The sequence below is a fragment of the Halomonas sp. I5-271120 genome (genome assembly GCF_030553075.1).
Lineage (GTDB): Bacteria > Pseudomonadota > Gammaproteobacteria > Pseudomonadales > Halomonadaceae > Onishia > Onishia taeanensis_A.
The window spans coordinates 834,670-847,217 of the sequence record NZ_CP130701.1 but is presented as its reverse complement, the minus strand read 5'-3'; the positions used below and the strand labels follow the sequence as shown (position 1 = coordinate 847,217).

The window sequence follows — 12,548 nt, the reverse complement described above, 5'->3', positions numbered from 1 at the left end:
AGCAGGAGGCCGGACATGTCGACTCAAGCGACGACGCCTGATGCGCTGATGACCCTCAAGGTGCTGCTGCCGTTTCAGGTGTTCGTCGAAACCGGAGGAGTGTCGCGGGTCGTGGCCGAGACCGTCGAAGGCTATGTCGGCCTGCTGCCCCGGCGGCTCGACTGTGTGGCCGCGCTCACGCCGGGCATTCTGATCTACGAGACCGCCGCCGACGGTGAGCGCTATGTCGCGGTGGACGAAGGGGTATTGGTCAAGGCCGGGTACCAGGTGCTGGTATCGGTTCGCAGGGCGCTGGTGGGCCACGATCTCGGTGAACTGCATGCGGCGGTCGAGCAGGCCTTCCTCAGTGTGGACGAGCAGGAAAAACGGGTGCGCTCGGTGATGGCCAAGCTGGAAAGCGGCTTTCTCAAGCGCTTCGCAGGCTTCGAACATGACTGACGCACCGAAGCGGGGGAGCGATAAGGACAAGCCGAGCCTCTCCGAGCAGGTCGGGGCCAAGGCGGCGCGTAAGCTCAAGGCGCGCCGTCACAGCGGCCAGGGCGTCTGGTTCGGGCTCGGCATGATGGGGCTGATCGGCTGGTCGGTGGTGGTGCCGACCCTGCTTGGCGCGATGATCGGAGTATGGCTCGACAAGCGTCATCCGGGGCCACCGTCCTGGACATTGACGCTTTTGCTGATCGGGTTGGTGATCGGCTGCTGGAATGCCTGGCACTGGGTGTCCAAGGAAGACCGGGCCATCCACGACGCGCAGCGCAACGGCGATGGGGACGAGCCCAAGACCAAGACAGAGGCCAAGACCCCATCGGGCAATAACGAGGAGCACCGGCGTGACTGAGCGATTCAACGGGGTTGGCCCGATAGTTTACGAGGCGTTGTTGACCTGGGCACCGGCGGGGCTGGCGGGCCTGGCGCTTGGCGCCTTCTTCTTCGGTGGGCTCTACTGGACCGTTCGCCGCGGGCTCGTCTCGACGCGGCCGGCACGGTGGTTTCTGGCGAGCCTCGCAGTGCGCCTGGCGGTGACGCTCTATGGTTTCTATCTGGTGGCCGGCGATCAGTGGCCGCGGCTGCTGGCCTGCCTGGTGGGTTTTCTGATCGCTCGTGTGGCGGTCACCTGGCTCACCCGCAGGCCTCGCTCAGCGGATGTCGTCCCAGTGGAGGCCGCCCCGGAGGAAGCCACCCCGGCACAGGAGGTGCGCCATGCGCCTGAGCCCTGATGAGATCATTTTCTGGCAGTTCGGCATGCTCAAGCTCAATGCCACCATCCTCTACACCTGGGGGCTGATGCTGGTGCTGGTGGTCGGCGCCTGGCTGATTACCCGCCGGCTGTCGAGTGGCCATCAGCGTTCGCGCTGGCAGAACCTGCTGGAAATCATCGTCACCGGCATCATCGCCCAGATCCGCGACGTGGGCCTCGATCAGCCGCGTCATTATATTGGCTTCATCGGCACCCTCTTCCTGTTCGTGGCCGCGGCGAGCCTCGCCACGATCCTCCCCGGCTATGAGCCGCCGACCGGCTCGCTGTCGACCACCGTGGCCCTGGCGCTGACGGTTTTCGTGGCGGTGCCATTCTTCGGTATTGCCGAGCAGGGCCTCGGCGGCTATCTGCGCTCCTACACGCAGCCGACGGTGGTGATGCTGCCCTTCAACATCATCAGCGAGCTGTCGCGGACCCTGGCACTGGCGGTGCGCCTGTTCGGCAACATGATGAGCGGCACCCTGATCATCGCCATTCTGCTCTCCATCACGCCCTTCCTGTTCCCGGTCATCATGAACCTGCTGGGCCTACTCACCGGCATGGTGCAGGCGTATATCTTCAGCATCCTGGCCACCGTCTACATCGCGGCGGCCACCCGCACGCGAAAGCCCGAGCTCAAGGCCGCCGCGCCGGCTGGCGGCGAGATCCCGCCGTGATAGTCGCGGCTATGCCTAAACGGGCCTCGCTGTTTTTCGCGTCTCATCGCTTTTCTGCAATGCGCCTCGCTACGGATCAATACGCCTCTTGGAGACTTCTATGGACAGCATGACGCTTATCGCGGTGATCTCGATCTTCACCGCCGGCATCACCACCGGCTTTGGCACCATGGGGCCGGCGTTCAGCGAGGGAAGGGCGGTCGCGACGGCCCTGACGTCACTGGCCCAGCAGCCGGATGCCTCCGCCACCATTACCCGCACCCTGTTCGTTGGCCTGGCCATGATCGAGTCCACCGCCATCTACTGCTTCGTGGTCTCGATGATCCTGATCTTCGCCAACCCCTTCTGGAATCACGTCATCACGCTGGGCTCGGGGTCCTGAGCCATGATCATCGACTGGTTCACCGTGCTGGCCCAGCTGCTCAATTTTGCCATTCTGGTGTGGCTGATGAAGCGATTCCTCTATCAGCCGATCCTGAATGCCATTGACGCCCGGGAGAGCCGGATCGCTGCGACCCTGGCCGATGCCGATGCCCGGCAGGCCAAGGCCGATGAGGAGCGCGAGCGCTTCAAGGCAAGCAATGCCGAGCTCGAGGCTCAGCGCACGGCGCTGATGGCTACGGCAAGCGAAGAGGCGGCGACCGAACGTACGCGGCTGCTCGAGGAGGCCCGGCAGGCGGCCGATGACATGCGCGATCAGCGTCAGAATGCGCTGCGCACCGAGGCCGAGCGGCTTAACCAGACGCTGCGACGCCAGACCCAGGACGAGGTGTTTGCGATGACGCGCCAGGCGCTGAGTGACATGGCCGATGAGGGCCTGGAAGCGCGCCTGGTCGCGGTGCTCCTCAAACGCCTCGACGAGATGGACGAGGACACCGAGCAGCGCTTCGCTGCGGCGCTCGAGAGTGCGCCGTCCAAGGACGCCTCGTCAGTCAGGGTGCGTAGCGCCTTTCCCCTGCCCGACGCCCAGCGGGCGGCGATTCGCGAGGCTCTCACTCGGCGCTTTCCCGCTGAGTTTACCCCTGAGGACCTGGCAACCAGCAGTCGTCTCGAGTTCAAGGTGGCGCCGGAGGTGATCAGCGGCATCGAGCTCACCGTCAACGGCCAGCAGCTTGCCTGGAGCCTCGAGGGCTATCTCGACGCCCAGGAGCAGGCCGTCGCCGCGCTCCTCAAGGACAGGATCACGCCGGACGCCGCGTCATGAAGGATGAGAGCCCCGGTATCGGCACCCAAAGCGAGTCTGACGCCGGGAAGGCGTCTGGTCCTGGTGACGTCGCGCCCGAGCAGCCGGCGAGTCTCGAGGCCGTCTTCATCGAGGCTTTCGCCGACCTGCGCCATACGCGAGAGAATACGCCTTTTTCGCTGTCGACCCGCGAGGTGGGCATCGTCACCAGCGTATCCACCGGCATCGCCCGGGTCGCGGGCCTGCCCAACGTCGGCTTCGAGGAACTATTGCGCTTTCCCGGCGAGATCTACGGCATTGCCTTCAACATCGACGAAGACGACATTGGGGTGGTGCTGCTGGGCAACTACTGGCAACTGGAGGCCGGTGATGACGTCGAGCGCACCGGCCGGGTGGTGGATGTGGCGGTGGGCGAGGGCTTGCTTGGGCGCATCATCGACCCGCTGGGGCGCGCGCTGGACGGTCAAGGTGCGCTTGCCACCGATGAGCGCCTGCCCATCGAGCGGCCGGCGACGGCGATCATGGATCGCGCCCGGGTCAGCGTGCCGCTGCAGACCGGCCTCAAGGTCATCGATGCGCTGATCCCGATCGGCCGCGGCCAGCGCGAGCTGATTCTGGGTGACCGGCAGACCGGCAAGACCGCCATCGCGCTGGACGCCATCCTCAACCAGCGAGGTCAGGACGTGGTCTGCGTCTACTGCGCGATCGGCCAGCGGGCTTCGGCGGTGGCCAAGGCGGTGGCCGTGCTGCGCGAAAAGGGAGCGCTTGCCTATACCGTGGTGGTGGTCACCGAGGGCAATCAGCCGCCAGGGCTTTCTTATATTGCGCCCTATGCGGCGACCAGCATCGCCGAGCATTTCATGGAGGCCGGCCGCGATGTGCTGATCGTCTATGACGATCTTACCCAGCATGCCCGCGCCTATCGCGAACTGTCGCTGTTGCTGCGCCGCCCGCCGGGTCGCGAGGCTTTCCCCGGCGATATCTTCTACATCCACTCGCGGCTTCTGGAGCGCGCCACCCATCTACGCGAGGAACTGGGCGGCGGCTCGCTCACCGCCCTGCCGATCATCGAAACCGAGGCCCAGAACATTGCCGCCTACATTCCCACCAACCTGATCTCGATCACAGATGGCCAGATCTACCTGTCACCGACGCTGTTCGAGCTCGGCGTGCTGCCGGCGGTGGACATCGGTCAGTCGGTGTCGCGGGTCGGTGGCAAGGCCCAGCGGGCCGCCTATCGGGTGGCGGCCGGTGATCTAAAACTGGCCTACGCCCAGTTCGAGGAGCTCGAGACCTTCGTGCGCTTCGGCGCCCGCCTCGACGAGGCTACGCGACAGGTGCTGGAACATGGCCGACGCATTCGCGCCTGTCTCAAGCAGCCGGCCTTTGCGCCGGTTGCGGTGCCAGCGCAGATCACCCTGCTGCTGGCGCTCGGCGAAGGGCTGTTCGACTCGCTGCCCCTCGAGAAGATGCCGGCCGCCGAGCAGGCCCTGCACGATGCGGCCGCGACGCTGCCCGAGGCGGTATGCGAGCGCTTCACAAGTGCCGACACCCTGAGCGATGAAGACCGTCAGGCGATACTCGACGTGGCCCGCCAGGCGCTGTCTCCGTTTCAGCCGGTCGCCGACGATGCGGCGGCCGTCGCCAAGGAGGGGGCGTCATGATCGAGACCATGGCCAGCCTGCGCCGCAAGATCGACAGTGCCGGCGATCTGCAGTCGGTGGTGCAGACCATGAAGGCGCTGGCGGCCTCGAGTATCGGCCAGTATGAGCATGCGGTGACGGCCCTTGCCGACTACACCCGCACCGTGGAGCTGGGACTTTCGGCCTGCTTTCGCGAGGCGGCCCTGGCAACCGCGGCGATAGAGAGAGACAGCCCCGAGACTGCGGCTGGTTCTAGCTCAGGCGTTGGCACGCCAACGGGGCCGGTCAGTGCCGTGGTGTTCGGCTCCGATCAGGGCCTGGTGGGCCAGTTCAACGACCTGGTGGCCGACGAGGCGTGTCGTGTGCTCGGCGCATTGCCGGGTACGCCGGAGGTGTGGGCGGTGGGCGAGCGGGTGTACGCCCGGCTGGCCGATGCGGGGCTCGAGCCGGCCGGACAGTTCGGCGTGCCGGGCTCGGTGGAGGGTATCGCGCCCCTGGTCGGGCAGATCCAGCTTGAAAGTGACGCCCACCGCGATGCCGGCGTCTTTTACGTCTTCCACAACAGACCCAAGCGGGGCTCGCTCTATGAGCCGACCCACCAACGCCTGCTGCCCCTCGATGCAGCCTGGCAGCAGCGCCTGTCCAGCATTCCCTGGCCGACCCACAACCTGCCCGAGGTGCTCTGCCAGGGCAGCGTCACCCTGCGTGGGCTGATCCATGAATACCTGTTCATTTCGCTGTACCAGGCCTGTGCCGAGTCGCTTGCCAGCGAGAACGCCAGCCGGCTGGCGGCGATGGAGCGCGCCGATCGCAATATCGATGAACTGCTGGAGACGCTTCACGGCACCCTGCATCGCCTGCGTCAGAGCTCGATTGATGCCGAGCTTTTTGATGTCATCTCAGGCTTTGAGTCTCAGCGCTAGAGGATTGTGGCGCCTTGAGCGCAGAGGCCGCCAGGAGCGTCAACAGGGCGTAGTGTGAGGCCACGGGACGATGCCGAGCACCTACCCGTGGCGTTGGCAGGGGGCTGTGTCAGCCGAGCTTCCCCAGTACGGTATCGGCGCTGCTCTCGTCAACGCCCTTGGCGTCGACGCCCAGGTATTCCACCACGCCGTCGTTGGCAATCAGCGCAAAGCGCTTGCTGCGAGTACCCATGCCGCCAGCGCTTACATCCATGTCGAGGCCCAGGGCACGGGCGAACTCGGCGTTGCCATCGGCGAGCATCGTGATTTGCTGGGCGTTCTGGTCTTTCTGCCAGGCATCCATCACGAAGGCGTCGTTGACCGCCATGCAGGCGATGGTGTCCACGCCCTTAGCGAAGATGTCGTCGGCCTTGATCACGAAGCCGGGCATGTGGGTGTTGGAGCAGCCCGGGGTGAAGGCACCGGGAACGGCGAACAGCACCACCTTCTTGCCGGCAAAGAGCTCGCCCAGGGCGATGTCTTCCGGGCCATTGGCGCCGTTGGTCTTGATAGTGACGTCGGGGATCCTGTCGCCTACGGAAATACTCATGCGGCGCTTCCTCTCTTGGGAAATGGCACGGCCAGCAGGGGGCAGGCCGTGAACCCTCACTCTAGCAAGGGCGTCGCAGAGGGGAAAACCACAAGACATGCCCAACGTTCAGGGCGAGCGGTTTACCGGCAGCTTATCTCAGCTTGGGTAGAGCGAAGTGAGATGCTGGCCGCTCGCCTACTCTCGCCAATTCTTGCCAATTTATGTGGCGCCCGCATGACCAAGTATCGCCAGCCTAGTGGCGTTTCGCGACGTGGTGCATTGGCCGGTCGACAAGGCTTGTACAATGCTAGGATACTCCTTCGTTTCAAGGAGTTTCATCGGACCGAGAGGGCGGCATGGACAAGCGCAAGGGCGGCATTCGACGCCGTAATGTCGAGAACATCCTGCTGGCGGCAGAGCGGGTCTTCGCCGAGAAGGGCTATGCGGGAGCGTCGGTGGTCGAGATTGCCGAGCTGGCCGAGATCCCTAAGTCCAACGTGCACTATTACTTCTCCACCAAGGAGGAGCTTTACCGCGAGGTATTGCTGGGGCTGCTTGAGGTCTGGAAGCAGGATGCGCTGTGCTTCGAACTCTATGATGACCCGAGAGTGGTGCTCTCGACCTACATTCGCGCCAAGATGGCTCATTCCCGTAATCGTGCCGCGGGCTCCAAGGTATGGGCCGCCGAGGTGATGCAGGGCGCGCCGGTGCTCGGGGACTGCCTGCGTGAGCACCTCTACGAGTGGGCCAAGCTCAAGGAGGCCAAGATCCGCACCTGGATCGAGGCAGAACAGATTCTGCCGGTCGATCCATCTTACCTGCTGTACATGATCTGGGCCTCTACCCAGCATTACGCCGATTTCGACTATCAGATCTGCCTGCTCAACGATGATGCGCCGCTGGATGACCTGCAGTTCGAGCGCGCCGTGCAGTCGGTAACCAGCATCATCTTGCGCGGGATCGGCCTGTCGTCCTGAGAGTCCATTGACCAGAAAAACGCCACCCCGGGCAAACCCGGGGTGGCGATATAATGATAAGAGAGTGTAACAAGAGAGGTTGAGATAGAGTGGCGCGAGAGTGATCTGGAATTGACTCAAACACCACCTTATTGAAGTGCCATCCTCAACCGGCGGCGCGGAAGGGATTACGCGGGTCCTCATTCCAACTCAGGTAGGGCTTATCGTTCTGCTGCGGCACCATGGTGATGCAGTCTTGCACCGGGCAGGTGATCTGACACAGGTTGCAGCCCACGCACTCGTCTTCGATGACCTCGTAGCGTCGTGCGCCGCTCTTCTCGATCAGTTGGGCGATCGACTGGTGGGAGGTATCCTCGCAGGCGATATAGCAGCGCCCGCATTGGATACACATGTCCTGGTCGATGTGGGCGATGGTCTGGAAGTTCATGTCGAGATACTTCCAGTCGGTGGTTTTGGCCACCGCCTTACCCGAAAACGCCTCCAGGTTCGCGTACCCCTTTTCCTCCATCCAGCGAGCCAGGCCGTCCTTCATCTCCTCGACGATGCGAAAGCCGTGCAGCATGGCGGCGGTGCACACCTGAACCGCACCGGCACCCAGGGCCATGAACTCGGCGGCGTCGCGCCAGTTGGAAATGCCACCAATGCCGCAGATCGGCAGATCCCGGGTGGCCGGGTCGCGGGCGATCTCGGCGACCATGTTCATGGCGATCGGCTTGACCGCCGAGCCGCAGTAGCCGCCGTGGGTGCTCTGGTGGCCCACGGTGGGTTTGGCCACCATCTGGTCGAGATCAATCGAGGTGATCGAGTTGATGGTGTTGATCAGCGACACCGCATCGGCGCCGCCGCGCAGCGCGGCCTTGGCGGGCTCGCGGATGTCGGTGATGTTGGGGGTCAGCTTGACGATCACCGGCAGGCTCGAGTAGGTCTTGCACCAGCGGGTGACCCGCTCGATCAGCTCGGGGTTCTGACCCACCGCCGCGCCCATGCCGCGCTCGGGCATGCCGTGTGGGCAGCCCAGGTTGAGCTCGATGCCGTCGGCGCCGGTGGCCTCGACTCGGGGCAGGATCGCCCTCCAGCTCTCTTCGACGCAGGGCACCATGATCGAGACGATCATCGCCCGATCCGGCCAGCGTTTCTTGACCTCGGTGATCTCGCGCAGGTTGATCTCGAGGCTGCGGTCGGTGATCAGTTCGATGTTGTTGAAGCCCAGCACCTCACGGTTGTGGCCGAAGTGCGCGGAATAGCGCGACGAGACATTGACCGGTGCCGGGTCCTCGCCGAGGGTCTTCCAAACGACGCCGCCCCAGCCGGCCTCGAAGGCGCGCTCGACGTTGTAGGCCTTGTCGGTGGGCGGCGCTGAGGCCAGCCAGAAGGGGTTGGGCGACTTGATGCCGGCGAATTCGATGCTCAGGTCGACCTGGGGTTTCTTCGCTGACGCCTTCATTACGCCACCTCCTGACGGGCCATGAGGTCCTGGTGAATGGCCTGGGCGGCCAGCTTGCCGTGCTGCACGGCCTGTACGGTGAGGTCCTGTCCCGGCGCCACGCAGTCACCGCCGGCATAAACGCCGGGCAGGCTGGTGCGCAACTGGCCATCGACGTGAATCCTGTCGACCTCGGGCTCCAGCCGCGCGGCGCGGGTATCGCTCAGGCTGTCCGCGGCGAAGGTCTGGCCGATGGCCGTGAAGACCGCATCGGCGGCAAGCTCCAGGGTCTCGCCGGTGTTGACCAGGCGGCCATCCTGCTCCTGGGTGCGCGCGAAGCGCATGCCGGCCACCCGGCCCTGATCATCCAGCAGTATCTCGTCGGGCGTCGCCCAGGTGACGATGCGAACCCCGTTGGCCCGGGCGATGTCCTGCTCGTGTCCGGTGGCCGACATGGCCTCGACGCCGCGGCGGTAGACCAGGGTGACGTCATCGGCACCCAGGCGCGCCATTTGCACTGCCATATCGATGGCGGTATTGCCGGCGCCGATCACTACGCATCGCTTGGCCAGCGGCAGTTCACCGAGATCGCTGACCTGGCGCAGCTCCCGGATGTACTCGGTGGCTGGCATCAATCCGGGCGTCGCTACGCCCGACGCCTCTTCACCGGTCAGGCCGAGTCGCCGGCTGGCGCCGAGGCCCAGGCCCAGGAAAACGGCGTCATGCTCGGCCTGAAGCGCTTCGAGGCTCAGGTTGTCGCCCAGGCGCTGGCCATGGCGAATTTCGATGCCGCCGATCTCGAGCAGGAAATCGATCTCCCGCTGGGCGTAATCGTCGGTGAGTTTGTAGCGGGCGATGCCGTATTCGTTGAGCCCGCCGGGCTTGGGCTCGGCCTCGAAGATGGTCACCCGATGGCCGTGCGTCGCCAGGCGATGGGCGCAGGAAAGGCCTGCCGGACCAGCGCCCACTACGGCGATATGCTTGCCGGTGTCGGCGGCGCGGGTAAAGGGATGGCCGTCGAAGTCCATGTGGTCGATGGCGTGGCGCTGCAGTAGGCCGATCAGTACCGGTTGGCACTCCTCGTGATGATTGCGCACGCAGCTCTGCTCACAGAGGATCTCGGTGGGACAGACCCGGGCGCAGCTGCCGCCGAGGATATTCTGCTCGAGAATGGTTTGGGCGGCGCCGTTGATATTGTCCTCGCTGATCTCGCGGATGAAGCGCGGGATGTCGATGTCCGAGGGGCAGGCCTGGATGCAGGGCGCGTCATAACAGTACAGGCAGCGCTGGCTCTCGATGATGGCCTGGCGCGAGGTCAGCGGCGGATGCAGGTCGCTGAAGCCCGCCTCCAGGGCCGCGCCGGCGTCACGGCTGTCTGCGGCGTGAGGCAGGTGGCTGAGAGGGTGTGAATGGGTCACGGTGATCACCTTGGTTGTTGTTATGGGCCCCTCGCGCCGGTCAGGTGGGCGCGAGGGGCATTGGTGTGCTTTTGCGGGTAAAGCCTCAATCGCGTTCGACGGCGGTGGGCGCGTTCACCTCGGCGCGACGCTGGAGCACGTCGTAGACGCCGGGGTAGGCCGGACGCTCGAGGTAGCGGCCGGCGCCGCGTTCGGCGTGCAGCTCGCCGTCGCGCCATACCCACTTGCCCTGGCTGACGGTGTGGCGCGGGATGCCGGTGACCGTCTTGCCCTCGAAGATGTTGAAGTCGATGTTCTGGTGGTGAGTCTTGGCCGAGATGGTGCGCGTGCCCTTGGGATCCCAGACCACCAGGTCGGCATCGGCACCGACCCGCACCGCACCCTTGCGTGGGTAGAGGTTGAAGATCTTGGCGGCGTTGGTGGAGGTCAGGGCCACGAATTCCTGAAGCGAGAGCCGGCCTGAGTTGACGCCCTCGTCCCACAGCACGGCCATGCGGTCTTCGATGCCGGCGGTGCCGTTGGGAATCTTGGTGAAGTCCTCCTTGCCCATGGCTTTCTGCTCGGCGCAGAAGCAACAGTGGTCGGTGGCGGTGGTCTGCAGGTTGCCAGACTGCAGTCCCTTCCATAGAGCATCCTGGTGCACCTTGCTGCGGAAGGGCGGGCTCATCACGTAGGCAGCCGCAGTGCCCCAGTCCTTGTTGCGATAGACGCTGTCATCGATCACCAGATGGCCGGCCAGGCACTCGCCGTAGACCGCCTGGCCCTGCTGGCGGGCGTAGGTGATCTCGTCCAGTGAGTCCTTGCAGGAGACGTGCACCACGTAGATCGGGGCACCTAGGGTGCCGGCGATGCGGATCGCGCGGCTGGCGGCTTCCCCCTCGACCTGCGGCGGCCTGGACAGCGGATGGGCCTCGGGGCCGGTGAGGCCCTGAGCGAGCAGCTTCTGCTGCAGGTGATAGACCAGTTCGCCGTTCTCGGCATGCACGGTGGGCACGGCGCCGAGTTCGAGGCAGCGGGTGAAGCTTTCCACCAGGATGTCGTCGGTGGCCATGATGGCGTTCTTGTAGGCCATGAAGTGCTTGAAGCTGTTCACGCCGTGCTCGTGGACCAGGGTGCCCATGTCCTCGCGCACGCTGTCGTCCCACCAGGTGATGGCGACGTGGAAGGCGTAGTCGGCGGCGGCCTTGTCGGCCCAGCCGCGCCAGGTCTCGAAGGCCTCCATCAGCGACTGGCCGGGGCTCGGGATCACGAAGTCGATGATGGTGGTGGTGCCGCCGGCGAGTCCCGCCGCAGTGCCGGTGTAGAAGTCCTCGCTGGCCACGGTGCCCATGAAGGGCAGTTGCATATGGGTGTGCGGGTCGATGCCGCCGGGCATCACGTACTGGCCTTCGGCGTCGATGATCTCGGCACCGGCCGGAACCTCGAGGTCGAGGCCGACGGCGGCGATATGGCCGTCGACGCACAGGACGTCGGCGCGGAAGGTTTCGTCATGGGTGACGACGGTGCCGCCACGGATCAAAAGCGTCATGGTCGCTGCTCCCTAGGTGTTGTCCGAAGAGTCTTGCCTGCTGTTGGGGGCTCGCAGGCAGTGGCCTGCCGCCGCTTGGGCGGCAGGTCGGGCTTACTCGCCGTCGGTCAGACGGGTGTAGGTCTCGGGGCGGCGGTCGCGGAAGAACTGCCAGTTGTTGCGGATCTCGCGGACCATGGCCAGGTCGACCTCGTGGACGAGCAGTTCGTCATCCTTGGCGCTGGCCTGGGCCTCGATCTCGCCGCGGGGGTTGGCGATGTAGGAGCTGCCGTAGAACTCGCCGATGTTCCAGGGCGCTTCGGTGCCGACCCGGTTGATGGCGGCGATGAAGCAGCCGTTGGCGGCAGCGGAGGCGGGTTGCTCGAGCTCCCACAGATACTGGGAGAGGCCGGCGACGGTGGCGCTGGGATTGAAGATGATTTCGGCGCCGTTGAGGGCCAGGGCGCGCCAGCCTTCGGGGAAGTGACGGTCGTAGCAGATATAGACGCCGATCTTGCCGTAGGCGGTGTCGAACACCGGCCAGTTCGAGTGGCCCGGCTTGAAGTAGAACTTCTCCCAGAAACCGGCCACTTGGGGGATATGGGTCTTGTGGTACTTGCCCAGGTAGCTGCCATCGGCATCGAAGACCGCAGCGGTGTTGTAGTAGATGCCGGTCACCGTCTCCTCGTAGATCGGCACGATGATGACCATGCGATGCTTGGCGGCGAGCTTCTGCATCATCTGGCAGGTCGGCCCCTCGGGGACACGCTCGGCGGCGTCGTACCACTTCTTGTCCTGGCTGGGGCAGAAGTAGGGCTGGTTGAACACCTCTTGGAAACACAGCACCTGAACGCCCTGTTCGGCGGCCTGCTCGATCAGCGGCAGGTGCGCCTCGTTCATGGCGTCGCGAATCGCCGCAGGGTCGAGGTCGGTACCGGTCTTCAGGCCCATCTGGATGACGCCGATCTTCACCTTTTCCATCGCATGATCCT

At 64.9% G+C, this 12,548-nt stretch carries 14 protein-coding genes; 9 read left to right on the top strand and 5 right to left on the bottom strand.

The genetic code is table 11. From position 1 onward, the window contains the following. Nucleotides 1–15: 15 nt before the first annotated feature. The 8 genes from Q2K57_RS03715 to Q2K57_RS03680 all read left to right on the top strand — a co-directional run bounded on the left by Q2K57_RS03715 (nucleotide 16) and on the right by Q2K57_RS03680 (nucleotide 5,660). Nucleotides 16–438: a F0F1 ATP synthase subunit epsilon gene (locus Q2K57_RS03715; RefSeq protein WP_258395994.1), complete on the top strand. Its 423-nt coding sequence runs from the start codon at nucleotides 16–18 to the stop codon at nucleotides 436–438. Next, nucleotides 431–835 (top strand): AtpZ/AtpI family protein, encoded by a 405-nt coding sequence (locus Q2K57_RS03710; protein ID WP_112054042.1) that lies wholly within the window; start codon nucleotides 431–433, stop codon nucleotides 833–835. The genes Q2K57_RS03715 and Q2K57_RS03710 overlap by 8 nt, the downstream gene beginning before the upstream one ends. Continuing rightward, complete coding sequence (locus Q2K57_RS03705) at nucleotides 828–1,214, top strand: ATP synthase subunit I (RefSeq protein WP_220086240.1); 387 nt, start codon at nucleotides 828–830, stop codon at nucleotides 1,212–1,214. Before Q2K57_RS03710 ends, Q2K57_RS03705 begins: the two co-directional genes overlap by 8 nt. Further along, complete coding sequence (locus tag Q2K57_RS03700; RefSeq protein WP_112054043.1) at nucleotides 1,198–1,911, top strand: F0F1 ATP synthase subunit A; 714 nt, start codon at nucleotides 1,198–1,200, stop codon at nucleotides 1,909–1,911. The genes Q2K57_RS03705 and Q2K57_RS03700 overlap by 17 nt, the downstream gene beginning before the upstream one ends. 100 nt (nucleotides 1,912–2,011) lie before the next feature. Next, a complete protein-coding gene (locus Q2K57_RS03695; protein ID WP_112054044.1) occupies nucleotides 2,012–2,293 on the top strand; it encodes a F0F1 ATP synthase subunit C in 282 nt (93 codons plus the stop codon). Nucleotides 2,294–2,296: 3 nt separating this feature from the next. After that, the gene (locus Q2K57_RS03690) at nucleotides 2,297–3,115 is read left to right on the top strand and encodes a F0F1 ATP synthase subunit delta (protein ID WP_112054045.1); all 819 of its coding nucleotides are present in this window, start codon (nucleotides 2,297–2,299) and stop codon (nucleotides 3,113–3,115) included. Beyond that, on the top strand, nucleotides 3,112–4,758 hold the full coding sequence (locus tag Q2K57_RS03685) for an alternate F1F0 ATPase, F1 subunit alpha (protein ID WP_112054046.1): 1,647 nt from the start codon (nucleotides 3,112–3,114) through the stop codon (nucleotides 4,756–4,758). Before Q2K57_RS03690 ends, Q2K57_RS03685 begins: the two co-directional genes overlap by 4 nt. Beyond that, complete coding sequence (locus Q2K57_RS03680) at nucleotides 4,755–5,660, top strand: F0F1 ATP synthase subunit gamma (protein ID WP_112054047.1); 906 nt, start codon at nucleotides 4,755–4,757, stop codon at nucleotides 5,658–5,660. The genes Q2K57_RS03685 and Q2K57_RS03680 overlap by 4 nt, the downstream gene beginning before the upstream one ends. A gap of 109 nt (nucleotides 5,661–5,769) precedes the next feature. On the opposite strand, the gene Q2K57_RS03675 is transcribed toward Q2K57_RS03680, so the two are convergent. Next, nucleotides 5,770–6,249, bottom strand: coding sequence for a peroxiredoxin (locus Q2K57_RS03675; RefSeq protein ID WP_112054048.1), 480 nt, complete (start codon nucleotides 6,247–6,249; stop codon nucleotides 5,770–5,772). Nucleotides 6,250–6,587: 338 nt separating this feature from the next. Between Q2K57_RS03675 and Q2K57_RS03670 the strand changes: the two genes are divergently transcribed. Next, nucleotides 6,588–7,208, top strand: a complete 621-nt coding sequence (locus Q2K57_RS03670; RefSeq protein WP_112054049.1) for a TetR/AcrR family transcriptional regulator — start codon at nucleotides 6,588–6,590, stop codon at nucleotides 7,206–7,208. A gap of 145 nt (nucleotides 7,209–7,353) precedes the next feature. Here the strand turns inward: Q2K57_RS03670 and preA are convergent, their stop codons facing one another. From preA to Q2K57_RS03650, 4 genes are all read right to left on the bottom strand, one after another. Further along, on the bottom strand, nucleotides 7,354–8,652 hold the full coding sequence (gene preA / locus Q2K57_RS03665; protein ID WP_112054050.1) for an NAD-dependent dihydropyrimidine dehydrogenase subunit PreA: 1,299 nt from the start codon (nucleotides 8,650–8,652) through the stop codon (nucleotides 7,354–7,356). Next, nucleotides 8,652–10,049, bottom strand: coding sequence for an NAD(P)-dependent oxidoreductase (locus Q2K57_RS03660; RefSeq protein ID WP_181463033.1), 1,398 nt, complete (start codon nucleotides 10,047–10,049; stop codon nucleotides 8,652–8,654). Before Q2K57_RS03660 ends, preA begins: the two co-directional genes overlap by 1 nt. An 85-nt stretch (nucleotides 10,050–10,134) precedes the next feature. Continuing rightward, nucleotides 10,135–11,577, bottom strand: coding sequence for a dihydropyrimidinase (hydA, locus tag Q2K57_RS03655; protein ID WP_112054051.1), 1,443 nt, complete (start codon nucleotides 11,575–11,577; stop codon nucleotides 10,135–10,137). A 93-nt stretch (nucleotides 11,578–11,670) separates the two neighbouring features. Continuing rightward, a complete protein-coding gene (locus Q2K57_RS03650) occupies nucleotides 11,671–12,537 on the bottom strand; it encodes a nitrilase-related carbon-nitrogen hydrolase (protein ID WP_112054052.1) in 867 nt (288 codons plus the stop codon). Nucleotides 12,538–12,548: the final 11 nt, after the last annotated feature.